Annotated in this window: 21 protein-coding genes and 7 tRNA genes; 23 read left to right on the forward strand and 5 right to left on the reverse strand. The window is 43.1% G+C overall.

Annotated features, from left to right (window positions below):
• The first annotated feature begins 30 nt into the window (after nucleotides 1-30).
• From MA_RS17195 to comE, 3 genes are all read left to right on the forward strand, one after another.
• Complete coding sequence (locus MA_RS17195; RefSeq protein ID WP_011023229.1) at nucleotides 31-495, forward strand: hypothetical protein; 465 nt, start codon at nucleotides 31-33, stop codon at nucleotides 493-495.
• Between the two features lie 326 nt (nucleotides 496-821).
• Entirely contained in the window at nucleotides 822-2,072 is a 1,251-nt protein-coding gene (locus tag MA_RS17200) for a cysteate synthase (RefSeq protein ID WP_048066469.1), read from the forward strand.
• 140 nt (nucleotides 2,073-2,212) lie between these two features.
• Nucleotides 2,213-3,376 (forward strand): sulfopyruvate decarboxylase subunit beta, encoded by a 1,164-nt coding sequence (gene comE, locus MA_RS17205; protein WP_011023231.1) that lies wholly within the window; start codon nucleotides 2,213-2,215, stop codon nucleotides 3,374-3,376.
• A 739-nt stretch (nucleotides 3,377-4,115) separates the two neighbouring features.
• Here the strand turns inward: comE and MA_RS17210 are convergent.
• The gene (locus tag MA_RS17210; RefSeq protein WP_011023232.1) at nucleotides 4,116-5,432 is read right to left on the reverse strand and encodes a methanogenesis marker 16 metalloprotein; all 1,317 of its coding nucleotides are present in this window, start codon (nucleotides 5,430-5,432) and stop codon (nucleotides 4,116-4,118) included.
• Nucleotides 5,433-5,870: 438 nt separating this feature from the next.
• Here MA_RS17210 and MA_RS17215 point away from each other — a divergent pair.
• From MA_RS17215 to MA_RS17250, 9 genes are all read left to right on the forward strand, one after another.
• Nucleotides 5,871-5,944 (forward strand) — tRNA-Val (locus MA_RS17215).
• Between the two features lie 136 nt (nucleotides 5,945-6,080).
• Nucleotides 6,081-6,155: transfer RNA gene (locus MA_RS17220), tRNA-Phe, on the forward strand.
• A 23-nt stretch (nucleotides 6,156-6,178) separates the two neighbouring features.
• Nucleotides 6,179-6,250 (forward strand) — tRNA-Gly (locus tag MA_RS17225).
• 64 nt (nucleotides 6,251-6,314) lie between these two features.
• Nucleotides 6,315-6,388: transfer RNA gene (locus MA_RS17230), tRNA-Val, on the forward strand.
• Between the two features lie 136 nt (nucleotides 6,389-6,524).
• Nucleotides 6,525-6,599 (forward strand) — tRNA-Phe (locus MA_RS17235).
• A gap of 30 nt (nucleotides 6,600-6,629) precedes the next feature.
• Nucleotides 6,630-6,701: transfer RNA gene (locus MA_RS17240), tRNA-Gly, on the forward strand.
• A gap of 496 nt (nucleotides 6,702-7,197) precedes the next feature.
• Nucleotides 7,198-7,326: a hypothetical protein gene (locus MA_RS29520; protein WP_261789059.1), complete on the forward strand. Its 129-nt coding sequence runs from the start codon at nucleotides 7,198-7,200 to the stop codon at nucleotides 7,324-7,326.
• The gene (locus tag MA_RS17245; protein WP_011023233.1) at nucleotides 7,323-7,535 is read left to right on the forward strand and encodes a MoaD/ThiS family protein; all 213 of its coding nucleotides are present in this window, start codon (nucleotides 7,323-7,325) and stop codon (nucleotides 7,533-7,535) included. Before MA_RS29520 ends, MA_RS17245 begins: the two co-directional genes overlap by 4 nt.
• Nucleotides 7,536-7,916: 381 nt before the next feature.
• Nucleotides 7,917-8,066 carry a hypothetical protein gene (locus tag MA_RS17250; RefSeq protein WP_157860296.1) on the forward strand — a complete coding sequence of 50 codons (150 nt, stop codon included), beginning with the start codon at nucleotides 7,917-7,919 and terminating at the stop codon, nucleotides 8,064-8,066.
• 82 nt (nucleotides 8,067-8,148) lie between these two features.
• Here MA_RS17250 and MA_RS17255 read toward each other — a convergent pair whose 3' ends face one another.
• From MA_RS17255 to MA_RS17265, 3 genes are all read right to left on the reverse strand, one after another.
• On the reverse strand, nucleotides 8,149-8,547 hold the full coding sequence (locus MA_RS17255; RefSeq protein ID WP_048065665.1) for a transcriptional regulator protein: 399 nt from the start codon (nucleotides 8,545-8,547) through the stop codon (nucleotides 8,149-8,151).
• Nucleotides 8,548-9,517: 970 nt separating this feature from the next.
• On the reverse strand, nucleotides 9,518-10,579 hold the full coding sequence (gene ccsA / locus MA_RS17260) for a cytochrome c biogenesis protein CcsA (RefSeq protein ID WP_011023237.1): 1,062 nt from the start codon (nucleotides 10,577-10,579) through the stop codon (nucleotides 9,518-9,520).
• Nucleotides 10,580-10,603: 24 nt separating this feature from the next.
• The gene (locus tag MA_RS17265) at nucleotides 10,604-11,623 is read right to left on the reverse strand and encodes a cytochrome c-type biogenesis CcmF C-terminal domain-containing protein (protein ID WP_048065666.1); all 1,020 of its coding nucleotides are present in this window, start codon (nucleotides 11,621-11,623) and stop codon (nucleotides 10,604-10,606) included.
• A 314-nt stretch (nucleotides 11,624-11,937) separates the two neighbouring features.
• On the opposite strand from MA_RS17265, the gene MA_RS17270 reads away from it, so the two are divergent.
• The 11 genes from MA_RS17270 to MA_RS17320 all read left to right on the forward strand — a co-directional run bounded on the left by MA_RS17270 (nucleotide 11,938) and on the right by MA_RS17320 (nucleotide 22,043).
• Nucleotides 11,938-12,465, forward strand: coding sequence for a CDP-2,3-bis-(O-geranylgeranyl)-sn-glycerol synthase (locus MA_RS17270; protein ID WP_011023239.1), 528 nt, complete (start codon nucleotides 11,938-11,940; stop codon nucleotides 12,463-12,465).
• A gap of 113 nt (nucleotides 12,466-12,578) precedes the next feature.
• Complete coding sequence (gene pyrE / locus MA_RS17275; protein ID WP_011023240.1) at nucleotides 12,579-13,142, forward strand: orotate phosphoribosyltransferase; 564 nt, start codon at nucleotides 12,579-12,581, stop codon at nucleotides 13,140-13,142.
• A gap of 860 nt (nucleotides 13,143-14,002) precedes the next feature.
• A complete protein-coding gene (locus MA_RS17280) occupies nucleotides 14,003-14,329 on the forward strand; it encodes a hypothetical protein (protein ID WP_011023241.1) in 327 nt (108 codons plus the stop codon).
• Between the two features lie 2 nt (nucleotides 14,330-14,331).
• Nucleotides 14,332-15,651: a phosphoribosylamine--glycine ligase gene (purD, locus tag MA_RS17285; protein WP_048065667.1), complete on the forward strand. Its 1,320-nt coding sequence runs from the start codon at nucleotides 14,332-14,334 to the stop codon at nucleotides 15,649-15,651.
• 106 nt (nucleotides 15,652-15,757) lie between these two features.
• Nucleotides 15,758-16,666 (forward strand): ornithine carbamoyltransferase, encoded by a 909-nt coding sequence (argF, locus tag MA_RS17290; RefSeq protein ID WP_011023243.1) that lies wholly within the window; start codon nucleotides 15,758-15,760, stop codon nucleotides 16,664-16,666.
• Nucleotides 16,667-16,872: 206 nt separating this feature from the next.
• Nucleotides 16,873-16,957, forward strand: a tRNA-Leu gene (locus MA_RS17295).
• 95 nt (nucleotides 16,958-17,052) lie between these two features.
• A protein-coding gene (locus MA_RS25805; protein WP_085984855.1) for an IS1 family transposase occupies nucleotides 17,053-17,735 on the forward strand; the annotation gives its coding sequence in 2 pieces (ribosomal slippage) (nucleotides 17,053-17,373 and nucleotides 17,376-17,735; 681 coding nt in all).
• A 115-nt stretch (nucleotides 17,736-17,850) separates the two neighbouring features.
• Nucleotides 17,851-19,503 (forward strand): IS1182 family transposase, encoded by a 1,653-nt coding sequence (locus tag MA_RS17310; protein WP_157860297.1) that lies wholly within the window; start codon nucleotides 17,851-17,853, stop codon nucleotides 19,501-19,503.
• Nucleotides 19,504-19,847: 344 nt separating this feature from the next.
• A complete protein-coding gene (locus tag MA_RS28920) occupies nucleotides 19,848-20,048 on the forward strand; it encodes a hypothetical protein (protein WP_226990641.1) in 201 nt (66 codons plus the stop codon).
• Nucleotides 20,045-21,133, forward strand: coding sequence for a Na+/H+ antiporter NhaC family protein (locus MA_RS17315; RefSeq protein ID WP_226990892.1), 1,089 nt, complete (start codon nucleotides 20,045-20,047; stop codon nucleotides 21,131-21,133). Before MA_RS28920 ends, MA_RS17315 begins: the two co-directional genes overlap by 4 nt.
• Before the next feature lie 502 nt (nucleotides 21,134-21,635).
• Nucleotides 21,636-22,043 (forward strand): inorganic diphosphatase, encoded by a 408-nt coding sequence (locus tag MA_RS17320; RefSeq protein WP_048065668.1) that lies wholly within the window; start codon nucleotides 21,636-21,638, stop codon nucleotides 22,041-22,043.
• 48 nt (nucleotides 22,044-22,091) lie between these two features.
• Here MA_RS17320 and MA_RS25815 read toward each other — a convergent pair whose 3' ends face one another.
• Entirely contained in the window at nucleotides 22,092-22,268 is a 177-nt protein-coding gene (locus tag MA_RS25815; protein ID WP_083755950.1) for a YegP family protein, read from the reverse strand.
• Nucleotides 22,269-22,659: the final 391 nt, after the last annotated feature.

Raw genomic sequence — 22,659 nt, forward strand, 5'->3', positions numbered from 1 at the left:
AGAAAAGAATACAAATACAGCGTTAGACACATGAAAGTAAAAGCTATAATTACGATCGCCCTGATCATCTCGGCTGCTTTATTGGCTGCAAGAGTCACGCCCGGAATTAATCCAAATCAGTTCAGAGAAGGAAAATATATTCATCTTGACACTATGGTAATTGAATTTGATAAGACGGATGCGAACGTCCGGATAAGTTACCACCTCAGTCCCTTCGCTCAGGTTTACATGTTCATGTTCGGGAGCAAGCACCTTGAGCCCAAAATAGAGGAGATTTTCTTTGATTTTGAGAACATAGAGATCCAGAGAATAGGGATAAACAGTGCTTTGATTCATGTAAATGATATTTCCAGACAAAAAGACGAAGATTACCTCCATGACTCGAGAGAGTTAGGAATGCAGCCAGATGTGCTTACCCTTGTTTACCCCAACGGTAAAAGGAAGAATATTGAGCACGCTAAAAACACTTCAGACATTTTTTATGAGGAGACGTAAAAATATGGAACAAGCTAAATAATACTCCAGTACTATAGTTTTTAATGAGAGCTAAAAAATTTAATCCAAAGTTTTTAAAAATTTTCTTGATTGTTTTTCTGAATACTTTCATCGGCGTCTCCGCATAATTCATAGCCCGCTCCTGCTCCTGTTATGCATTCTCAGCGTTCTATTTTTAACTTAATTTCATTTCAACGGTCTTCCATTCATTAAAAACAATTAACCTAATAAGACAATACATCTCAATAAATAATACATAAAGGATAGTAAGTCTGAATTTCAGGAACATATATGTAGCAAAAGAAACCCAATTTTCTTTGATAGCAATGGGAAGATTCATATTAAAATGTCTGAAATGCGGCAGAGAATACAGCCAGGAATACAGGCTGACCTGCGAGAATGACGACTCCTTTTTGCGGGCGGAATACCTTGAAAAAAAACTTGAGCTGAGAAAGCAGCCAGGGATAGGAAGATTTCACTCATGGCTTCCGGTTCAGGAAGAGCTTACTACCGAAGCCGGGCCCATCACGTACAAAAGCGAAGCTCTTGCGAGGGAACTTGGGCTTTCGAATCTGTACATAGGGTTCAGCGGGTACTGGCCCGAGAAAGGAGCTTTTATCAAGACCTGCAGTTTCAAAGAACTCGAAGCCCATCCTACGATGCAGCTTCTCAAGGAATCCGGGGGAAAAGCCATAGTCCTTGCCTCTGCAGGGAATACGGGGAGGGCTTTTGCACATGTTTCGGCACTTACCGGAACCGATGTTTATATCGTGGTTCCCGACTCAGGCATCCCTAAACTCTGGCTGCCTGAAGAACCGACCGATTCCATTCACCTTATCAGCATGACTCCGGGGAACGATTACACCGATGCTATCAACCTTGCAGGAAGAATTGCAAAGCTTCCTGGAATGGTCCCTGAAGGAGGAGCCAGAAACGTTGCCAGAAGAGAAGGAATGGGTACTGTAATGCTTGATGCAGCCGTAACCATAGGAAAGATGCCTGATCACTACTTCCAGGCTGTCGGAAGCGGGACGGGAGGAATCTCAGCCTGGGAAGCTTCTCTGCGCCTCAGAGAGGACGGGCGTTTTGGTTCCAAACTTCCAAAGCTCCAGCTTACCCAGAATCTCCCCTTCGTTCCCATGTATAATGCATGGCAAGAAGGCAGGAGGGATATAATTCCCGAAATTGACATGAAAGATGCAAAGAAGCGGATCGAAGAGACCTACGCCACTGTACTTACCAACCGAGCACCACCTTACTCCGTGACAGGCGGGCTCTATGACGCACTTGTCGATACGGACGGGATAATGTATGCAGTAAGCAAAGAAGAAGCCCTTGACGCAAAAGCGCTTTTTGAGTCCCTTGAAGGAATAGATATCCTTCCCCCATCTGCCGTTGCTGCTGCTTCCCTCTTAAAAGCCGTGGAAGCCGGAAATGTCGGAAAGGACGACACTATCCTCCTGAACATTGCAGGCGGAGGTTTCAAACGGCTGAAGGAAGACTTCACACTATTCCAGATTGAACCTGAAATTACTGTCTCGAACCCGGATGTGCCGCTTGAGGAACTGAAGCTCTGAGGCCCTGCAGGCTATAATCGAAGGCCTGAAACAGTAAAAAGAAAAATAAGCTCAAAAAACGGAAGAATAAACTCAAAAAAGAGAAAAATAAACTCAACGAAGAGAAAAACTAAACTCAAGACATATGCACGGTAAGAGGTATGTACGTGGTAAACCCGGAAGAAAAAGTAATAGAAATCATGAAACAAACAGGTATTGATCTTGCTGCAACGCTTCCCTGCGACAGGATCAAGAACCTGCTTCCCCTGGTCTCGGAAAATTTTCCAGAAATCAAATTGACAAGGGAAGAAAACGGAGTGGGGATCTGTGCAGGCATCTACCTTGCAGGCGGAAAGCCAATGATGCTTATCCAGAGTACGGGGCTCGGGAATATGATCAATGCCCTTGAATCCCTGAACGTAACCTGTAAAATCCCCCTTCCGATCCTGGCTAGCTGGCGCGGTGTATATAAAGAAGGCATCGAAGCTCAGGTTCCCCTGGGAGCCCACCTCCCTTCCATCCTTGAAGGGGCCGGACTTACATACACAATAATTGGCGAAACTGAAAAGCTTCCTCTTCTTGAAAATGTAATTCTTGACGCCTTTGAAAACTCGAGACCCCATATTGCCCTGGTCTCCCCTAAAGTTTGGGAAGCTTCGGAATGCTGTGCTTGGCAGGCTGCAGGGATGCCGATAAAGCCGGAAATTATGGAAAGGACCTGCAGGTTTTCCCTCACAAGCGGGACTCTCAAGCCTTTTATGCTCAGAAACGATGCAATCTGCACCTTAGCCTCCGAGCTTGATGACGAAATTACCGTGACAAACCTCGGAGTCCCCTGCAAGGAGCTTTACGCCTGCAGGGACAGGGAACTCAACTTCTATATGTTCGGCTCCATGGGGCTTGTTTCTTCAATAGGGCTTGGTCTTGCCCTGCGCTCGGAAAAGACAGTTATCACTTTTGACGGGGACGGGAGCCTTTTAATGAACCCAAATGCCCTCCTTGAAATTGCAAAAGAAGCCCCGAAAAACCTCATAATCATTGCCCTTGACAACGGCGCCTATGGTTCTACAGGTTCTCAGGAGACCTGCGCCCTCCGCTACATTGACCTTGAAATCTTTGCAAACGCCTGCGGGATTCAGAACACCGCCAAAGTGAACAGCAAAGAAGGGGTGATAGAAGCTTTCAGGAAATTCAAAGCCATGAGAGAGCTCTCCTTTATCCATGTGATCCTGAAACCCGGGAACACAAATGCTCCCAATATTCCTATGAGCCCTGAAGAAGCAACAAAACGCTTCAAAGAAACACTGGATGTAAAAAAGTTTTAAAACGAAATTTTTCGTAGAAAAGCGCAAAGGATCTCTCATTTACTGAAAAATCGATTTCGGAATCAGGGAGAAAGAATCTTTCTTTTATCTCTCCTTGCGCCGCATGATGATTGAATCCTGCTGTCAGCCAGTAAGAAGTGACCTAAAAACAGACCTTGCGATAAAGAAAGATAAATATTGAAGGAAATGCTCCCGGGGCAGAGAGAATATTTTCCTTAAACCACAAGAAACTGTTTTTCAATTCACAAGTAAATATCAGCGCCTCCACCAGCCTGTCTGGAAGCTCTTCACAAAAAGCGAAAAAAAGAGATCAGAATGAAAAAGATACACAGAAGAAGGGTATTTTTTTGATAGAACTTGATTTCTTCTTTTCCGTTTGTTATTGCAGCTTCTTTGATAGTTTCTTATTTTACTGTTTTTTTCTCATTCTTTTCAGTCTTTTTGAGAAAGACCGCTCTCCTGCGTCGAGTGGGACAGGAACGACTCAATAAAGCGAATATGGTTGCACGGGTTAGAAAATTCGTAATTCAGTCCTTTTTAGTTCGCGTGAGCGCAGCTCACTTCTTACCCATAAATAGTCTGCTTGAGCGAAGCGAAACAGACCGCGTACTCCCGAGGCGCAATTCGGGCGAGACGCAATTCGAGAGGCGGAAATCCCGATAAATTCTATTTTAGTCGCCCTCATAGTCGCTTTCAAGATGAATATATGTTTATTCTCCAAAGCTTATTTTAAAGCCCTTTATTCTCTCCAGCTTATTTTCTCCACCGGTTCCTTGAGTCTGAATTTTCCTGAAAGGACCTGAGCTTTAAGTTCTTCTGCGGCTTTTACCGCTCTTGCCCGGTCTGACTGGCGCAGGGTTACTTTTATATCTCTGAAACAGCCTCCGACTGCACAGCTGACAGTCCCGAGCTTTGCGCTGAAGGCTTCTCCTTTGCACCTTGAGATACAGAGTCCGCAGTTAAAACAGAGTTCCGGATTGTGCACTGCTCCGTTTTCTCCTTTGCTGACTGCCCCCATGGGGCATGCCTCGGCCACGCAGCAGATCTTGCAATCAATGCATTTTTCGGGCTCGTATTTTACACTCAGGTCGGTGTTATCCCAGACATCCCCGTAGGTGATCTCGCAAAGAGGGAGCCTGCCTGCAAGGTCTACCAGTTTGAGCGGGATCTGGCTGTCCAGCTGAAGGATATTTTCCAGCATTTCCCGGGAAAGGACAGGGATGGGAACTGCCCAGGTGTTGACAATTTCGGGACCTGCTGAAGTTACAAAGCCTCCCATATACTCTGGAGTCATGTCATGGAGGTCTGCAAAACCCGTAAGATTGGGATTATCCGGAGCACTGCGAGTACCCTGACCTGTAACGAACCCTTCGGCCCCGTTGATCAGGACTCTTGTCCCTATTCCTATTGTCTCGAGCTTGGGGTCATTTTGAATCGGGTTTAACTCGCCACAGCCGCAGAAGGTCAGTTCCCTGAATTCGCCTTCAAAGGGTAAAGCATGAAAAATAGTTTTAATAGACTCTTTTCCCGGGTTTACGAATGCCCGATAGTTTTTGAAGGCATGTCTTGTTGCATAAAGCCGCGCAAAGGGCATCTCGGAAAGACGGGTCTCGACTGAAAAAAAATCTCCTACGCTTGTGGTTACGTCCACGGTAATGCTCTTTCCTTCAACCATATCCCTGAAAAGGTGCCCACCTCCGTAGCGGGAATCAGTTTCACTGTGAGCCGTCCCGAGTACGATAAGGTCCAGAACCCCAAGCCTTTCGTTCGGGCAGGGCCCGACTATTGCCGGCACGCCGTTCAGCAGGACTTTAGAAGCTTTTACAAAAGAATCGGGTTCAGAAACTTTGAAGGAGAAAACCGCATACGTTCCGCTCATGATCCCGCGTGTTGCGGTAGTTACGACATCAATATCTTCAAGCCTGATCTCTCCCCCTGCCCTGACCTTTGCGCCGATTTCCTCAGCCGTAAGGACAACAGCTTCTCCAGCGTCGATTTTTACCTGTATTTCCTGGATTGTCCGGGGTTTTTCTGTGTTATCCAATGCTCCGTTCATATTACCCTCAGCGGAATTATTGTATTCATTCTATTTTAGAGGCGTGTTCATTCTATTTTATAGGGCAGGTCTTCCGGAACCAATATCATACTTACAGAAACGACCCTGAGGAAATAATCCAGAGGAAATAATCCAGAAGAAATAATCCAGAAGAAATATTCTGAGGAAATACTCTGGAGGTAATAAATTGAGGCAGGCCAGAGAATATTTTGACAGAGAATATTTTGGTATATTCATGAGGTAAAGCAGGAGCTATAAGTTGATAACCCGGAAAATGAAAGTAGAACCAAAGATTCTTTACAAAACCTGTAATATTTTTGCTTTCCGGGGGTTAATTCGAACAGAAAAAACACGAACCACCCAAAACTTATATAAATGATGATGCGTACTATGGTGTTGCACTTCGGTGCAAGAAACAGAAGCAATACACATGGTAAAGGGCTCGTGGTCTAGACGGTTATGACGTCGCCTTGACATGGCGGAGGTCCTGAGTTCGAATCTCAGCGGGCCCACTAAAAACACCGAATTATACCCAAAAACGGTCAAAATTTTTCCTGAGTTCTTTCAGGAAGGAAAAAACTAAAAATAACTGCTACCTCTTTTAAATATCAGTTCTGAAGGAGCAATTCAACAGCAAATTATCTGCATGCCCAGGTAGCTCAGTGGGAGAGCGCTGCCCTGAAGAGGCAGTTGTCCCCGGTTCGAATCCGGGTCTGGGCACCACAAAAAGAAAAGAAAAGTATAGAACATCAGTAGTGTAGCGGTCATCACCGGGCGTTGCCAACGCTCGAACCCGGGTTCGAATCCCGGCTGGTGTATAACTTTTTTGATACCTTATTCCAAACACCTTTTGTAATAAGGAGTAGAAACATGCATCTTAGAGGGCTCGTGGTCTAGACGGTTATGACGTCGCCTTGACATGGCGGAGGTCCTGAGTTCGAATCTCAGCGGGCCCATTAAAAACATCGGATTACACCCAAAAACGGTCAAAATCTTTCCTGAGATCTTTCAGGAAGGAAAAAACTGAAAATAACTCCTATCTCTTTTAAAAACCAATTCAGAAAGAACATCTTAGTAATAAATTATCTGCATGCCCAGGTAGCTCAGTGGGAGAGCGCTGCCCTGAAGAGGCAGTTGTCCCCGGTTCGAATCCGGGTCTGGGCACCATAAAAACGAAAAAGAAAAGAAAAGCACAGAACATCAGTAGTGTAGCGGTCATCACCGGGCGTTGCCAACGCTCGAACCCGGGTTCGAATCCCGGCTGGTGTATAACTTTTTTGATTGATTTTTTGATTGATTTTTCAACCCATTTCCTTATCATTTAACTTTTTGCTCATCTACATATTCTTTACCAGGCCCACCTTTCCAAATATCAAATGATCACCAAACCAGCATCATTATATTAAAGTATCGGTATTGATAAACAGATAATTCGTAAGATAATTAATTGATGACCAAATATTCTTAAATTTTATTTTAAAATAGAGATTCTGAACTTATTATGTCAATTATTCAAACGAGATCAGCTACAATGTTAACATCTACATTTTGTCAGAAATAAAGATACGTTGTACTTCTAACAACTGAAAATGATGGAATGTTAACCAAAGGATCGTTAACCAAAAGATTAATTAAAACAGAAAATCATTACAATATTGGATATAAATCTCTAAAAGAGAACAGATTCATGAAAAACAACAGAGTCTGCTTGGCGAGATTATACCCACTATGTTGCAAACCTGAAAAATCGTAAGGAGATTTGAACATGACGGGAAAGTTCCAGAAAAGAAATGCAGAACGTAAAGGTATCAGAAAAGAATATGAACTGGAGCAGAAGTTAATAAAGGAAATTGTAGACGAAATTCAGGTAAGCGGCGGTGGAACACTAGATTGAGTAAAAGGTTATACATAACAATTCAAGCTGGAGAGATTTCTGAGCAGACCGTAGAAGTAGCCGAGAGCGCTACCTACGAAGACCTGCTTGATACGCTGAACATAAATCAGGAAACAGTACTTGTATTAAACGGAGGGAATGCGGTTCCACTTGACGGGGCTATAAATTCCGATAGGCTTACAATCCTTAAAGTTGTTACAGGTGGCTGACCTGCCCCCAAAGGGCGGGGTCCCTTCTTTATTGCAACTGATTTTCCCCCATTTTTGAAAGATTCATAAGGTTACTTTTCTATTCTGGCATTCTTCAATAACGCTTATTCTCAACTAGATATTCTTCAGTACCGGATATTCTTCAGTACCGGATATTCTTCACTAATCAGTACATTTCTCATCATATCACCTCATTCTTGCGGGGCTTTGTTCATTCAGAATTTCATATTCATCATGAATTCAAATGACTGAAAGGTTTGTAAAGAGACAGAGCAAGAAGTAAAAAGCGTAAAATTAGCAAAGAGGCTGAAAAAATGCCATAAACAAGAATGCAGGATGTGGTCAAATCCCAGAATATTCATAAATACCAGAGTGTACGGAATGTCTAGAAAAAGTTGCAGGTACAGAGAAGGATACAGGGAAGTTGCGGGTACAGGGATATCGGAAAGTGAAAACCGGGAAATGAAGGGAAAAACAGAAAAAGAACAAAAAGAAGAAAAGACCTTGAAAGAGACAAAATTAGAGAGATGAATTAAGAAGGATTTGAATTCCATAATGGTGAATTCCGGGAAGGACTGTCAGCCATTATGGAGCTAACCCTTTTGGAGAGCCTTTACTTTGTGGGTGTTAAAGGCACCTTTTTGCTCATAACCTTCAGTTTTTTGATTGCTGAGATCGTTGCCTGAGATTCCTTATAGATTTTATCTTCATAATAGCTTATGATCTCATCAACAGGAGCTGCAAGGGAATAGATTTTTATCGGGCGCCCTTTACCGGGTTTCTTTTCCGAACGTACATTAACCCAGGACTGGTTCCGCATCAGCCTCATTGCAAGACTTACTTCGGGTTGCCTCAGTCCAGTACTAATTTCAATTTCGCGGGATGAAGCTTCGTCGACATTCATAAGATATGCCATAGTTGTAGCTACATTTCTTGACATCCCGAGGTTCCTTAACGTTTCAATAAAAATGTGGTCGTTTTCGTCCAGCACTTTTACTTCATAGTCTTTCATGATAACCCCTTCATTTTCCAATTTTTATAATTTAATCTGCCAGCTAAAGAATATCACGGTAATTATGCCCAGACCTTGAAGGGTAGCTTTCATAAGCACCGCGTAAAGCCAACAACAACTTCCAAAATTTAACACCGCATATATATTTATATGGTGCCCTATCCCGTTTTAAAACATTGAATTCAATAAAAAGCGTTTTTTCACAATCTAGCGGATTGTTTACGTTTTAAGCCCAACAACCGGTTATCAAAAACAAACGTAACATATTTTCATAACCGATTACCAGAGAACCGTTTTGTTAAATTGATGGGAAGAGACGTATAGGTTCAGCAATTAAACCTGTATACGTATATAATTAGAAGGTTATTCATCTCTATCAATTAATAACGTACTCATACTATTTAAAGTTGTATATATTAAAAGGGAATTGAAAAACTTTCAACCACACCTGACATTAGCAATTGTAAAAAAATAATCAAACGTAAGAGGCATAATAATCCAATTATTCGGATAAAAACCTGAAGGAATCACAACAAAAATATTATAATTGTACAGATCAAAGAAATTCCAGGAAGACATCCTGCCAATAAAACGTCAAGGATAATTTAGAAATGTTTATATCCTGACTCTGACGCAGATCAAAAAAATCGTCCTGAAAAACCGGAGAAAACTGTGGCAATCTTCCCAACTTATTTGAGACATTTCCTGAAAGTATTCAAGCAGGGCAAAAATAGAAAAAAACAGAAAATCTGGAAAAAAACAAAAAAGAAGTAAAAATTCCTGGAAAAGGTAAGACCCGAAAAAGGCTAAAATTTCATGCGGCCACTGAAATTCCATGCAGCGCTTTTTTCCCGGGCTTCGTTCCTGGACTTTTAGGGGGTTTATCTTGCTGGCTAAATCCGCCAGCCATTGCTGCGTGTTTCTCCAACTCTCTTTTAGCTAAACTCTTCCTCAATAATATTTGCTAAACTCATTCCTCGCTAAAATACTTCCTGACAAGGAGAACTGCACTCGAACCGATAAGAACCACCAGAAAGAGAGCAATTATCATCCCTTCCATTGTGAAATCCTGCCAGGAATGCACAGATACCCAAAGCCCGCTTCTTGTGACAAAGGTCGAGAAGATGACCAGAATAAAGGATACAAGTGCCAGCATAGGGAGCAGGAAACCATATTCTCCCTGCCGGGCCCTGAGCTTTGCGTGCAGATAAGCTGTTGCCGTAAGCCAGGGAATCAGGGACGAAGTCTCTACAGGATCCCAGGTCCAGTACCAGGCCCCCCAACCAAGCACCTCATACGCCCAGAAAGCTCCAAAGCCTATCCCGAGGGTAAGAAAGAGCCAGGAGACACGCATCCAGCCTGTTGCAAGTTCGGACCACCGGCTGTCTTTGAGGACAAGGCCTCCGATTGCAGCAGAGAACGGGAGGGTGAAGGCTGCATAGCCGAGGAACAGGAGAGGGGGGTGGATAGCCATCCAGGGGTTCCTGAGCAGGGGATTCATGCCCTGTCCGTAAGAAACAACGAAAGGTTCCGCAAAGAGATTCCAGTTTGTAACATCAGGCACTCCCGTACCTGTATAATAGTACATGGAGAACGGGTTTTTCAACGCCAGGAGCAGCAGGAATACCGAGGCTACAAAGAGCGAAACCGACCTCATAATTGAAAAGATCTCGGTCTCCCGGAGGACTTTACCGGTGCCTGTAAAACGCGTTATTGCAAGCATTACGAAGATAAAACCTGTCCAGATCAGAAACGAGCCTTCCTGCCCTGCCCAGAGCGCAGAAAACCTGTAGTGCCAGGCAAGGTCGGTGCTTGAGTGCTGAAAGACGTAACTGTATTGCGTATCCACACCAAGCAAGTAGAAAGCAAGCAGGAATATAGCGAATACCAGTCCGACCCCTGCGATAAGTTCCAGTTTTTCGGAAAGGGCCAGAAATTTCCTGTCCTGCCTGAAGAAGTAAAGCAGGGAGGTTAAAAAAGCAAGCAGTCCGGAAGCCCCCGCTATCCAGATGAGTCCCATTCCAGTATTCATACGATCACCATCTGCACACCTGTCTCATACATTTTTTTTGCTAACGCGCTTCTTTTTACTGTCATTTTTGATTCCGTTTACCTGAGCTTCTCTTTCAGAATCAAGGGTTCCGGAAAGGCCGTTTCCGGGAGAACCTTTTTCCCCTGCAAGGGAATCCGAGATGAAGAGCATCAGGATACCCAGCACCATCAGATAAAACCCGCCCCAGAGAGAAGTCATGAAGGGAACCTTTCGTACATAAAGTTCCACGGTCTGGGTTTTTGTATCCACGGATTTGGGGGCGATAAAGAGTTCTTCCAGAAGTCCTCTGTGAATATAGGTCTCAGTGTAAGACTGTTCCCATTTGAAGTCGCTTATGTACCTGACCTGTCCGCTGTCAAAAGGCTGGCCCCACCTGTACACATCAAAATATACGGTGCTTACATAAGCCGAACCCTGGTAGTTCCCATAAGGAGCCCCTTCGATTCCCGAGGTGATGTTGGTAACATGAATGCTGTATCCCATGGACTGGAAAGTGCCCACCTCTCCCACAGGGACAGCAGCAGAGTCTTCAAGCTTCATGTTGGTGCTGAAGAGAATGCCAACAAGGAGCAGGACTACCCCAAGGTGGATGATATGAGAGCCTGCCCTCCGAAGAGTTCCTTTCAGGGTCTTTTCCTTAGAAGAAAGTAGCCTGTACATAACCGCAAAGAGAGCTACTGCGAGGAGTGAAAACGAGATATTGACAGGCAGACTTGAAAAAGGGGAAAAAACAACCGAAAGTACGGAGCCTGCAACTCCGAGCCCGAGTGCGAGAAGAGCTTCCTTTTTCCCTGCACTCCCGAGCAGGAGACACAGGGTCAAAAGCATTACGAGGGCAAGGGTAGGCAGGGCTGCCCGCAGATTAAAATAGGCAGAATCGAGCAGGATTTCTTCTCCTGTACTGACCCTCAAGATAAATGGGGTTAAAAGCCCCATCGTTATCAGAGCGGCAAGCAGCACCAGCACAGAGACTGTAGCAAATATGGTGCTGCGAACTGTGAGAACATCGCTTAGCTTTTTCATAAAAAACCTTGAGAAAGTGAATAAAAAATAAAACTTCATAAATAAATACAATTAAATGGGGAATAATAGTTTACTTAAACGCCCATTATTTAAAAGTACCTGAAAAAGTCGCAGGATACGGGAAGAAGAGAGCGGAAAATAATTATATTGTCCACCTGCAAGCAAGTCATGCAAAAAAATAAAAAGAATAAGGATATGGAAGGAACTTAACTTCTGCCTCAGGAAAGGATAAACCGGAAATTAGAGCGTTATTAAAGATTAGAAAGTTAAGAGTTGATACTACGATCGAGCTGATAATCAAGGCATTCTGGCTGATGCTTCCTGCCTACCTCTCCAACCCCTTCGCAGCCGTCTTCGGGGGAGGAAAGCCTATTGACGGGGGTAGGACTTATAAGGACGGGAGAAGGATTCTCGGAGACGGGAAGACCTACAGAGGACTCTTTTCAGGCATATTTTGCGGATTTCTTGCAGGATGCATTGAGATCTGGCTGAGTATGAGAGGTTTTGAGATCATGGGAATCAAAATGCCTACCTTTGGCCCGAACTACGCAAGCGCTCTGATTGTTGTTCTTGCCCTTCCCTCCGGCGCCCTGTTCGGGGATATGTTCAAGAGCTTTTTCAAGCGCAGGATGGGCCTGAAAAGAGGAGCGTCCCTGCCTCTTGTAGACCAGCTGGACTTCGTTGTAGGTGCCTGGTTTTTCACATACCTTGCAGCCCCGGAATGGTTCGTGAGCAATTTCACAACCGGGATCGCGCTTACAGTCCTCATAATGACTCCCCTGCTCCATCTTACAACAAACATAATCGGATACTTTATAGGGGTCAAGAAAGAACCCTGGTAAAAAATTCTCCAGAAAAAATTAATGAAACTCCGCATGAGAAGAAGACCCTGTATAAGGAAGACCCTGTATGAGAGAAAAACTTGAGAAAAATGGGAAAAACTACTGGTGAAAGAATGAGCCAATCAAAACCAGATACCGGAAACGAAATAGAGACACAGAAACAGGAACTGATCGCAGCCCTCAAAGCCTGCGGAGCTGTCCGCTACGGGGACTTCACGCTCTCCTCGGGAAAGAAAAGCAAATACTACATCGATATCAAGAAAGCCAGCACCGACCCCAAAACCCTGAAAATCATTGCCAGGCAGGCAGCCCTCCGGGTAAAGGAAATGGGTGTGGGTACCGTTGCGGGTGTGGAACTCGGAGGAGTACCCCTGGCAACTGCAGTTTCCCTCGAAACAGGGCTCCCCCTGTTGATAGTCCGAAAATCCGTAAAGGAATACGGCACAAAAAGCAGGTTTGTAGGAGACCTCAGACCCGAAGACAGGCTGGTAATGCTCGAAGACGTAACAACCAGCGGAGGCTCGGTCCGGGACGCAATCAAGGTTGTAAGGGAAACCGGAGCCTGCGTCAAATACGTAATCACCGTAGTGGACCGGGAAGAAGGAGCAAAGGAAAAACTCAAAGAAGCAGATGCCGAACTCGTGCCCCTGGTAACTGCAAGTGACCTCCTAAAGTAAGGGAAGTGCCTGAACACTTTCCCGGTCCTCTATTTTAACGATATAACAGACGAACCATACTGACGTCAAGAGAATGACGCCAAAAGAAACTGAATCCATAATTGTCCTCACTGTTCAAAGAATATTCTCTTGACCCAGAGAACCGCATTTAAATTCACAGAGAAACCTAAGCACCCCCGCCAGCTTGTCTGGCGGCTCTTCACAAAAAGCAGAAAAAAGAAGTTTGATTAAAAAAGAGACAAAGAAGAAGCCTATATTCGGCAGGTCGACATTAGATTTTGAGAATTTTTACTGATTATGTTTTTCATACATTATATTAATAGATAAGTGGTTTGAAACTGGTTAACATATAACTCAAATCTTACGACCTATATAAGTAACGAAACATTTTTGCAGTAATGTTTAATGTGGAAGAAAATGTGTTTTCCCACAAAAACACTATCAGTAAAAATACTTGGAAAAAATCAAGTTACCTGCCGAAAGCAGGAAGACAGGCTGTCTCAAAACTAAAGTTAATTCTACAATTGTGTCAAATTTTTCTACTACAAGGTTAATTCATGTGTAAATTTCTCTAATTTAGGTGGTCTTGTTTTTAAATTCAACGTTGCTCATTATCCAATTGTAGAAATGGTTTGAGTTTTGAGACAGCCTGAAGAAGAGTATTTTTTCGATATAATTTGATTTGTTCTTTCTCGTTTGTATTACAGCTTCTTTGATAGTTTTTTACATTACTGGTTTTTCTTCTTCTTTTCAGTCATTTTGGAAAAGACCGCTCTCCTGCGTCGAGCGGGACATAAACGGTTCAGGATAGTGAATGACATTGAACGGGTCAGATAGATCTATTATTTTAGTTCGCCTGAGTGAGTTTCACAATTCCAAGCCATAAATTAGCCATCTTGAGCGAAACGACCTGTAAAAACCCATCAAAAACGTTAAAACTAACTGATTTTTTATATAAATTTGAGCTTGACAATGAGAAGATATTTATCAGAAGAAATAGAGAATTAGGAAATCCTTTTATTGTGTTATTGGTTAAAAATATCACCCATAAAGATAAAAATACTTTTGAAGTAGAAAGAAAGGTCTTGCGAACCCCAGAATCCATTACCTTTTCTTCACTGAATTTCCCCCTTAGATATCAAGAACAAATTCAGGTTAAAATAAATTTTTTTGAACAAGGAGAATGAAAATGAAGATTTTGCTCATCGGCGGCGGCGGAAGGGAACACGCAATTGCCGAAGGAATTAAGGAAAGCAAGCATAACCCCATCCTTTATGCGTTAATGGCAAAGAAAAACCCCGGAATTGCCGCCCTCTGTGAGGATTTCCTGCTTGAAAAGGAAACCGAGGTTGAAAAAATCGTTGAATATGCAAAAGCCAGGAACATTGAAATGGCTTTTGTGGGGCCTGAAGCGCCGCTTGCTGCCGGAGTTGCAGATGCCCTCTGGGAAGCCGGGATTCCTGTCGTAGGCCCTAAAAAAGCCTGTGCGGTTATTGAGTTTGATAAGGCATGGGCAAGAAATTTCATGAAGAAATACGGAATCGAAGGCTGCCCTGCTTATGAGGTTTTCACGGAAGAAGCTCCTGCACATGCCTTCATTGAAAAGCTGGGCGATGTTGCAGTCAAGCCCTCGGGGCTCACGGGCGGGAAAGGCGTAAAGGTTATGGGCGACCAGCTTCCTGACCTCAAAGCTGCCAAAGATTATACAAGCGAGCTTCTGGAAAAAGGGCCCGTAGTTATTGAGGAGCGTTTCATAGGAGAAGAATTTACCCTCCAGGCTTTTGTGGACGGAAAAAACCTTGCTTTTTTCCCTGCGGTGCAGGATCATAAGAGAGCTTATGAAGGGGACCTCGGCCCGAATACGGGCGGGATGGGCTCATATACCGATGCGGGAGAAATTCTTCCTTTCATGCTTGCCGGAGATATCGAGCAGGCAAAAAAGATCATGCAGCATACCGTAACAGCGCTTCATGAGGAAACAGGGACGGGATACCAGGGCGTTCTTTACGGGCAATTTATCCTTACAGCCAGCGGCCCCAAAGTCGTGGAGTTCAATGCGCGGTTCGGGGACCCTGAAGCCATGAATGTTATCCCCCTTATCGAGACTGATTTTACAGAAATTATGTCGGCTGTGGTAAAAAGCACCCTTGATTCCCTGCCTGTAAAGTTCAGCAGGAAAGCGACGGTCTGCAAATACGCAGTCCCGGCAGGCTACCCGGATAATCCAGAAAAAGACAGTGAAGTGCTTGTAGGAGACGTGGGAGAAGCTTCAGTCTACTATGCAAGTGTGTATGAAAAGGAAGGAAAAATTTACACCACCGGCTCCCGAGCCGTTGCTGTTGTAGGGCGTGCGGAAACAATAGATGCTGCAGAAAAAATCGCCCAGAATGCTCTTGAAAATATTCAGGGTAAACTCTTCTTCCGGAAAGACATCGGCACTGCCAGTCTTATCCAGAAAAGAATCGACCATATGAAAGAACTTAGAGGCGGACTGTCTCAAAAGCAATGAAGGAGTACAGCGCGTAAATAATGCGTTAATAAATACTGCGTTAATAAGTACTATGCAGTAGTATAAAAATTCAAATTCGGCCAGAACGAAGTCGGGGTTTGAGACGATGAAGAGAGATGTACTTTCAATAACTGACCTGTCGAAGGAGGAGATTTACGAACTCCTTGAATCGGCAGCGGACCTGAAAGCAAAGCGCAAGGCAGGAGAATCTACCGAGTACCTGAAAAACAAAAGTCTCGGGATGATTTTCGAAAAATCCTCTACAAGGACCAGAGTATCCTTTGAGGTTGCAATGACTGATTTCGGAGGGCATGCCCTTTACCTGAACTCCAGGGACATCCAGGTCGGCAGAGGCGAGACAATTGAAGATACAGCCAGGACCCTTTCCGGTTACCTGCACGGGCTGATGGCAAGGGTCATGAGCCACGATACCGTGGAAAAGCTTGCCAAATATTCAACCATGCCCGTGATCAATGCCCTCTCAGACAGGGAACACCCCTGCCAGATCCTCGGGGACTTCATGACCATCATGGAGTTTAAGAAAAAATTCGAAGGCCTGAAGTTCGCCTGGGTAGGAGACGGAAACAATGTCTGTAATTCAGCCCTGCTGGGCTCGGCCATCATGGGAATGGAGTTTGCCGTTGCCTGCCCGAAAGGCTACGAGCCCAAAGCCGAGTTCCTCGAACAGGCAAAAGCTCTCGGAGGCAAGTTTACAATTACAGATGACCCGAAAGTTGCAGCCAAAGACGCCGACATTATCTATACGGATGTCTGGGTCTCCATGGGTGACGAAGCCGAACAGGAGAAGCGCCTGAGAGAATTTGCTTCCTTCCAGGTCAACACCGAACTCCTCGGCGTTGCAAAGCCGGACGTAATAGTGATGCACTGCCTGCCCGCCCGGAGAGGCCTTGAAATTACGGACGAGGTAATGGACGGCCCGAACTCCGTAATCTTCGAAGAGGCAGAAAACCGCCTGCATGCCCAGAAAGCCCTTATCCTGAAATTGATGAGATAAATTTTCATCAATTTCCCCCCTTTTCTTCAAAAGCCCATATCCGAATGGGTCTCGAGCCTGAAAGGAAAACATTATTACCTTCTTTCCTTACGAAGCAAAAGCCTTAAAAAAGTGATCCGGCTTTTCATATCCCGAAAAGGATTTCAAGGAAAAAGTATAAAAACAAAGAGCACTACTATGTGCTGCTGAAACATAAGCTACATAGTGCGAGAGTTGCCCAGCCAGGTCAAAGGCGCCAGGTTCAGAGCCTGGTCTTGTAGGAGTTCGTGCGTTCGAATCGCACCTCTCGCACTCTTTCTTTTTTTAAAAGACATATTATCAGCCATTACAGCATTTGGCATTGGTAGTTAATTATAGTTGTATATTATGAAAACCTATATTTCTGCATGAACTGCCCAAGATGCAAAAGTTCCAATCACACAAAAAACGGTATAGTTTGTGGACGTCAACACTACAAATGCCACGATTGTGGATATAACTATTCAGTCGAGCTAAAATCAACTGCTAGTTCTCCTTTAGTTAAGAGACAGGCTTTGCAACTTTATCTTGAGGGATTAGGATTTCGCTCAATAGGACGATTTTTAGGGGTAAGTCATGTTTCTGTCCAAAAATGGATAAAGAAATTTGGTCAGGAGATAGAGGAGCTAAAAAGCGAAAATGAGATCTCTATTGTTGAACTGGATGAGATGCACACTTACATCGGTAACAAAAAAAATATTGCTGGATCTGGATTGCTGTTGATAGAGTTGGGAAAAAGTTCATCAACTGCTCTTTTGGTAGCAGAGGAACGAAAACTGGACAACTACTCTGGGAAAAATTAAAGAAGAAAGAGATTGGAGAAGTGATGACTGATCACTGGAGGGCATATGCAGAGTTTATTCCTGAAACCATTCATACTCAATCCAAAGCAGAAAAGTATACAGTTGAAGGATATAACAGCATATTGAGGCACTTTCTGGCAAGGTTGAGACGAAAGACAAAGTGTTATACGAAGAGTCTTGAAATGCTAAAGTACTCTGTTCTTCTATTGATGAAACACAGAAATAAAAAGTTATCTATATTTAATTAACAATACCAAATAAAAATACATTGTACAGGTTGTCTCAAAACTATACTCTATCATACATTTGGGTCAGAAACCCGTAATCTTTATCTTTTTTACAAAACAAATTCCAGTGTTTCCCATGTTTCGAAAGTACGATCAAAAGCAGCAGTTTTTACTTCCGTTAGCCTTGGAAGATTTTGTTCCTGAAAACCATATCGCCAGAGTACTAAACGACATCGTAGATGTCGTTGATATCACTGCTATTGAATCCACTTACTCTAAGGAAGGCTGCCCAGCCTATCATCCAAGACCTCTTTTAAAAATATTACTCTATGATTACCTTATAGGCATTAGAAGTTCACGTAAACTGCAACAAATGACTCAAACTGATACTGCATTTATGTATCTGGCAGCCATGCAAAAACCTGATTTTCATACGATTTGTCGATTCCGTTCAACTCATCTTGGCCCTATAAAAGAAATCTTTTCCCAGGTTGTCACATTTTGTAAAGAAATGGATATGATTGGTTCCAGTATCTCAATTGACGGAACAAAGGTTAAGGCAAATGCTTCATCAAGACAGAGCAAGAGTTCGGATGCTCTCGAAAAAGAAATAGATAAGATACTCAAAGAGAGTATTGAGACAGATAAACATGAAGATGAAATTTATGGTGACTCAACACCATATCAGATTCCAGAAGAGCTTGTTGACAAGAAGAAAAGACTGGAAAAAATAAAAGCTGCTAAGAAGAAGCTTGATGAAGAAAAGCTGAAAAAAATAAACATCACAGATAACGATGCTCGAATTATGAAGCATAAAGATGGAAGCAAGAAACCTTCCTACAATTGTCAGGTTGCTGTTGATGAAAAAGAGCAAATAATCGTTGCAGCAGACGTTGTCAACGAAGAAAACGACCTTCATCAAATAGAACCAATGATACAGAATGTAAAAAACACACTGGGATATAAACCAACAATAGTACTTGCAGATGCAGGTTATTTCTCATATGAGAATCTGGAATTTTTACAGGAAGAAGGCATTGATGCTTATATTCCTGACAATTTCTATAAAGCTGAAAAAGAAGGAAAAACCAGGAAGTTCAGGAAGTCTCTTTTTACATACGATGAAGAAAAAGACTGCTATTATTGTCCTGCTGCATTTGAAATCCCCTTTACAAGAATACAAAAGAGGAAAGGTGAACCTGATTTAAGGTATTATGTATGTAGCTATTGTTCTCAGTGTGTGCTGAAAAATGCATGTACTAAGAGCGGAAAAAGGACAATAACAAGAGATCCTAGTACATCGATTCCAAATTATGGGAAGAATTGGACTTTGAAATCAGCACTGGTCAATGTTTTTTCTATGAGAAAACCACAAACGGACAAGAATAAACACGAATTGAAAATATTTGTGTTCACTTGTTTTCATTCATGGTTTATTGAGGATATATGGAATCGATGTACTAGGGAACATTTGATGGAGGATATGAGGGATAAACTGAACACAGAGAAGGGGACGGAAAAGTATCAGAAAAGAATGTCTACCGTAGAACCTGTGTTTGGTCAGATGAAACAGGATAGAGGGTTCAGAGAATTCTTATTGAGAGGAAAAAGGAAGACAGGAATTGAATTTGTTATGATGTGTACTGTACATAATATAAAGAAAATAGCAGACTTTATAAAAAGAGAAGGGAAAAACCTGAAAAGTATGCTGAAAATGATAGTTGGAGGAGGAAGTAAAGGATGGAATAAAGGGGGAATTCGAGCGAGAATAACAAATACTCTATGTTGACCCATGAAAATTATCTCTCATTGTTGAAATGAAATAAAAATTGAAATGGGTATTACCCAATTGTACAATTTAAAATGGTTATGAGACAACCTGTGTAATAAATATTTTTTATTATTTGATTTTGATAACGTCATTTAATTTACTTGAAAAGTTTAAGAGTTTATTATAAAAAACATAAAAAAGAATTATCAATGGATGCACAAACAACTTATGGTGCTCTTGCCCTGCTGCCTCCACTTGTTGCTATCGTACTTTCTATCTGGAAGCGTCAGGTCATTGTTGCCCTTGTGTTAGGGATCTAGATTGGTGCAACCATCGTCAACGGATATAATCCCTTCATAGTGTTGCTAGAGACTTTTTCCACTTACATTGTGGGAAATGCCATTGCAGACGTCTGGAACGCCGAGCTTCTTGTTTTCTGTCTTGCCATAGGTGGGATGATAGGGATTATATCCAAGATGGGAGGCACAAAAGCTATTGCCACCTCCCTGGTGAAAAAAGCAAAAGATGACAGGTCCACGCAGCTTGCAGCCGCATTTCTATAGCTCCGGTTTCAACCTGGATTGCAATAGAAATAGGCCTGATTGGAGGTGCCCTCAGTTCCATCAATATAGAGGCAAACCCGATAATCGTCTTTTTCCAATCCCTGCCTTTCCGCTTCTACTCGATTTTCGCCATTCTTCTTATGTTCACCCTTATTACCCAGAGAAGAGACTTTAGCAAAATGCTGAAGGCTGAAATCCGTTCACATGAGACCGGAAAGGTCTATGCCGAAGGTTCTATCCCGCTCTTTGTGGAAGACCAGAATCTGCTTCCTCCCGACGGTCTGGAGGCTTCGGTCTGGGACGCAGCAATTCCGATTCTTAGCTTCGTAATCGTTGCAACCGCAGGGCTCTGGTACAACGGATACGAACCCGGGATGAGCATCAGGGACGCTTTCGGGAATGCAGATGCTTCAGTTGCCCTTACCTGGGCTGCTTTTCTCAGTTCCATAGTCGCACTCTCGATAGGTCTGGCAAAGAAGTGTTTTTACCTGGACGAGGGAGTCCGGGACTGGATTGACGGGCTCAGGTCCATGATAATTGCAGTGATCATCCTTGCCCTGGCCTTTGCCCTCAAATCAGTTATTTCCGAGATGCAGCTGGCAGAATGGCTGGTCGCGGTTATAGAAGGGGCTCTCTCAGGCGCCGTTCTTCCCACCCTGACCTTCGTCATCGCTTTATTCATCGCCTTTGCGACAGGAACTTCCTGGGGGACGAACTCCATAGTCATGCCTATCGTAATCCCGATCGCAGCTTCGATTTCCGGGGCAACGGATGCTGTAACCCCCCTCATGATCACAACCATAGGGGCCGTCCTGACAGGTGCGGTGCTGGGGGACCACTGCTCTCCGATTTCGGACACCACCATCCTATCCTCAATGGCATCCGGCTCTGACCACATTGACCATGTGAGTACCCAGCTCCCCTATGTGGCAGTAGCCGGAACACTTGCGGTTGTCTTCGGCTTCATCCCCGCAGGGCTCGGGATTTCTCCCTGGATCTCCTTGTTCGCAGGTCTCGTGACCATCACAGTACTGGTGAGGTTTGCAGGGAAACGCATTGATGACAACGGAAATATCATTTCCTGATCAGCTTATATACTGCCGGTAGACAGATTATCCCGGCAAATAGAGACTCTGTAAATTGATATTTAGCAAATAGAATACTTTCCTGGAGAGACAAATAATCTCTCATGCTCTTTTTTATGATATTTTCTGCTATTCTTCCCTTTACCCCCATGTCAGATTTGTTTCTTTACTTTTCTAACCGTAACTTAGAATTATTTTAAGTTGAAGTCTGATAACAGGGACTACAGCAGGGATCGATAGAAATATTAGCAGGAGGATTTAAGCAAATAAGAAGCATGCATAATAAGAAACAAACTTGACAGGAAGCAAACCTAACCAGAAAAAATCTAAAAAAACCAAACCTGACAGGAAACAAACCTGGCCAGAAAAAATCTAAAAAGAAACAAATCTGACAGGAAGTAAAGCTGAAAGGATACGAAAAAGATAAGGAATAAACTCAAGTAAAACTGAGGAGAAAGCCCAACAGGGCTACTTCTTAAAAGTACAGGCAGGTTCCTTTCCTATGAAAATTGTTATAGAAACTCCCAAATACAGTTTTTCTAAATACCGAAAAACAGAAAAAGGCTATGAAAGAGCTTTCATTTCTCCTCTGCCTACTATCTTTAATTACGGCTTCATAGAGGGTACGACAAGTCCGGACGGTATGGAGGAAGATGTTGTAGTGCTCGGCCCCCGCCTTCCAAGAGGCAGTATACTCGAAAGAGAGAACTTTGACGGAGTGGTAAGGTTCCTTGATGATTCTATCAGGGATGATAAAAAACTGGTGTATATCAGTGGCTTTTGCTCGCCAGCCCTGCTAGCTTTTTATTTCAGGCTTTATGCCCTTTTCAAAGTCTTTCTCTATGCTTTTCGGGACGGAAAAATCACAAAATGCCGTTTTGAAGGAATTACATTCGAGAATCTAAACTGATTCCCGGAATCAAACTGATGCTTGAGTCATACTTTTTGTGTTGGGTACTTATTCAAGTACAATTATTCGTGCATTCGGTGCGTTTTCTTTTACTGACTGGATCCCTTTAATGCAACCTTCCTCGCTTTTGTAACCCTGGCTTACGGCTATAATCTGTCCATTTCTTGCTCTTAACCTGAAACGGTATTTTCCGCCTTCATCAAGATAAACTTCAAACTTAGACATTCTATTCCCCCAACTGTTTCTCTCTATCCCGAGATTCAGTCTTTTAAGAATCTGCAATCAGTTTCAAATGAGCTATGCGCTTTTAGAACATTTTTCAGGATATCTGTTAAATAATCACTGGAACCTAAACTTCAGTGATTAAGGAAATATTCGGGGTGGGTTTGAAAACCCCTTTAAAAGATTTGATTCCATTAACTAAAGAATAATCCATCTAAAAAGGGTAGGAAACTAAAATTAGAACTAAAATTGAGGTTTTAGCAAATTTACCTGTTGCATCAAATGTGTCCATCTGTTAGTAGAGAGAAAATATCAAAAAGAGAAAAAGCATCAAAAATCAGGAAATAAGGCTGGGAATAAAATCCTTCTACAGGGAGATGATACTTTTAGAAAG

The sequence above is a fragment of the Methanosarcina acetivorans C2A genome, assembly GCF_000007345.1.
Taxonomy (GTDB): Archaea; Halobacteriota; Methanosarcinia; order Methanosarcinales; family Methanosarcinaceae; genus Methanosarcina; species Methanosarcina acetivorans.

Excerpts from the sequence above, each read along its gene's own strand:
- MA_RS17195 (WP_011023229.1), top strand. The coding sequence starts at position 31 with ATGAAAGTAAAAGCTATAATTACGATCGCCCTGATCATCTCGGCTGCT.
- MA_RS17200 (WP_048066469.1), top strand. The coding sequence starts at position 822 with ATGGGAAGATTCATATTAAAATGTCTGAAATGCGGCAGAGAATACAGC.
- comE (WP_011023231.1), top strand. The coding sequence starts at position 2,213 with ATGTACGTGGTAAACCCGGAAGAAAAAGTAATAGAAATCATGAAACAA.
- MA_RS17210 (WP_011023232.1), bottom strand. The coding sequence starts at position 5,432 with ATGAACGGAGCATTGGATAACACAGAAAAACCCCGGACAATCCAGGAA.
- MA_RS29520 (WP_261789059.1), top strand. The coding sequence starts at position 7,198 with ATGACGGGAAAGTTCCAGAAAAGAAATGCAGAACGTAAAGGTATCAGA.
- MA_RS17250 (WP_157860296.1), top strand. The coding sequence starts at position 7,917 with ATGTCTAGAAAAAGTTGCAGGTACAGAGAAGGATACAGGGAAGTTGCG.
- MA_RS17255 (WP_048065665.1), bottom strand. The coding sequence starts at position 8,547 with ATGAAAGACTATGAAGTAAAAGTGCTGGACGAAAACGACCACATTTTT.
- ccsA (WP_011023237.1), bottom strand. The coding sequence starts at position 10,579 with ATGAATACTGGAATGGGACTCATCTGGATAGCGGGGGCTTCCGGACTG.
- MA_RS17265 (WP_048065666.1), bottom strand. The coding sequence starts at position 11,623 with ATGAAAAAGCTAAGCGATGTTCTCACAGTTCGCAGCACCATATTTGCT.
- MA_RS17270 (WP_011023239.1), top strand. The coding sequence starts at position 11,938 with ATGCTTCCTGCCTACCTCTCCAACCCCTTCGCAGCCGTCTTCGGGGGA.
- pyrE (WP_011023240.1), top strand. The coding sequence starts at position 12,579 with ATGAGCCAATCAAAACCAGATACCGGAAACGAAATAGAGACACAGAAA.
- purD (WP_048065667.1), top strand. The coding sequence starts at position 14,332 with ATGAAGATTTTGCTCATCGGCGGCGGCGGAAGGGAACACGCAATTGCC.
- argF (WP_011023243.1), top strand. The coding sequence starts at position 15,758 with ATGAAGAGAGATGTACTTTCAATAACTGACCTGTCGAAGGAGGAGATT.
- MA_RS17310 (WP_157860297.1), top strand. The coding sequence starts at position 17,851 with ATGTTTCGAAAGTACGATCAAAAGCAGCAGTTTTTACTTCCGTTAGCC.
- MA_RS17320 (WP_048065668.1), top strand. The coding sequence starts at position 21,636 with ATGAAAATTGTTATAGAAACTCCCAAATACAGTTTTTCTAAATACCGA.
- MA_RS25815 (WP_083755950.1), bottom strand. The coding sequence starts at position 22,268 with ATGTCTAAGTTTGAAGTTTATCTTGATGAAGGCGGAAAATACCGTTTC.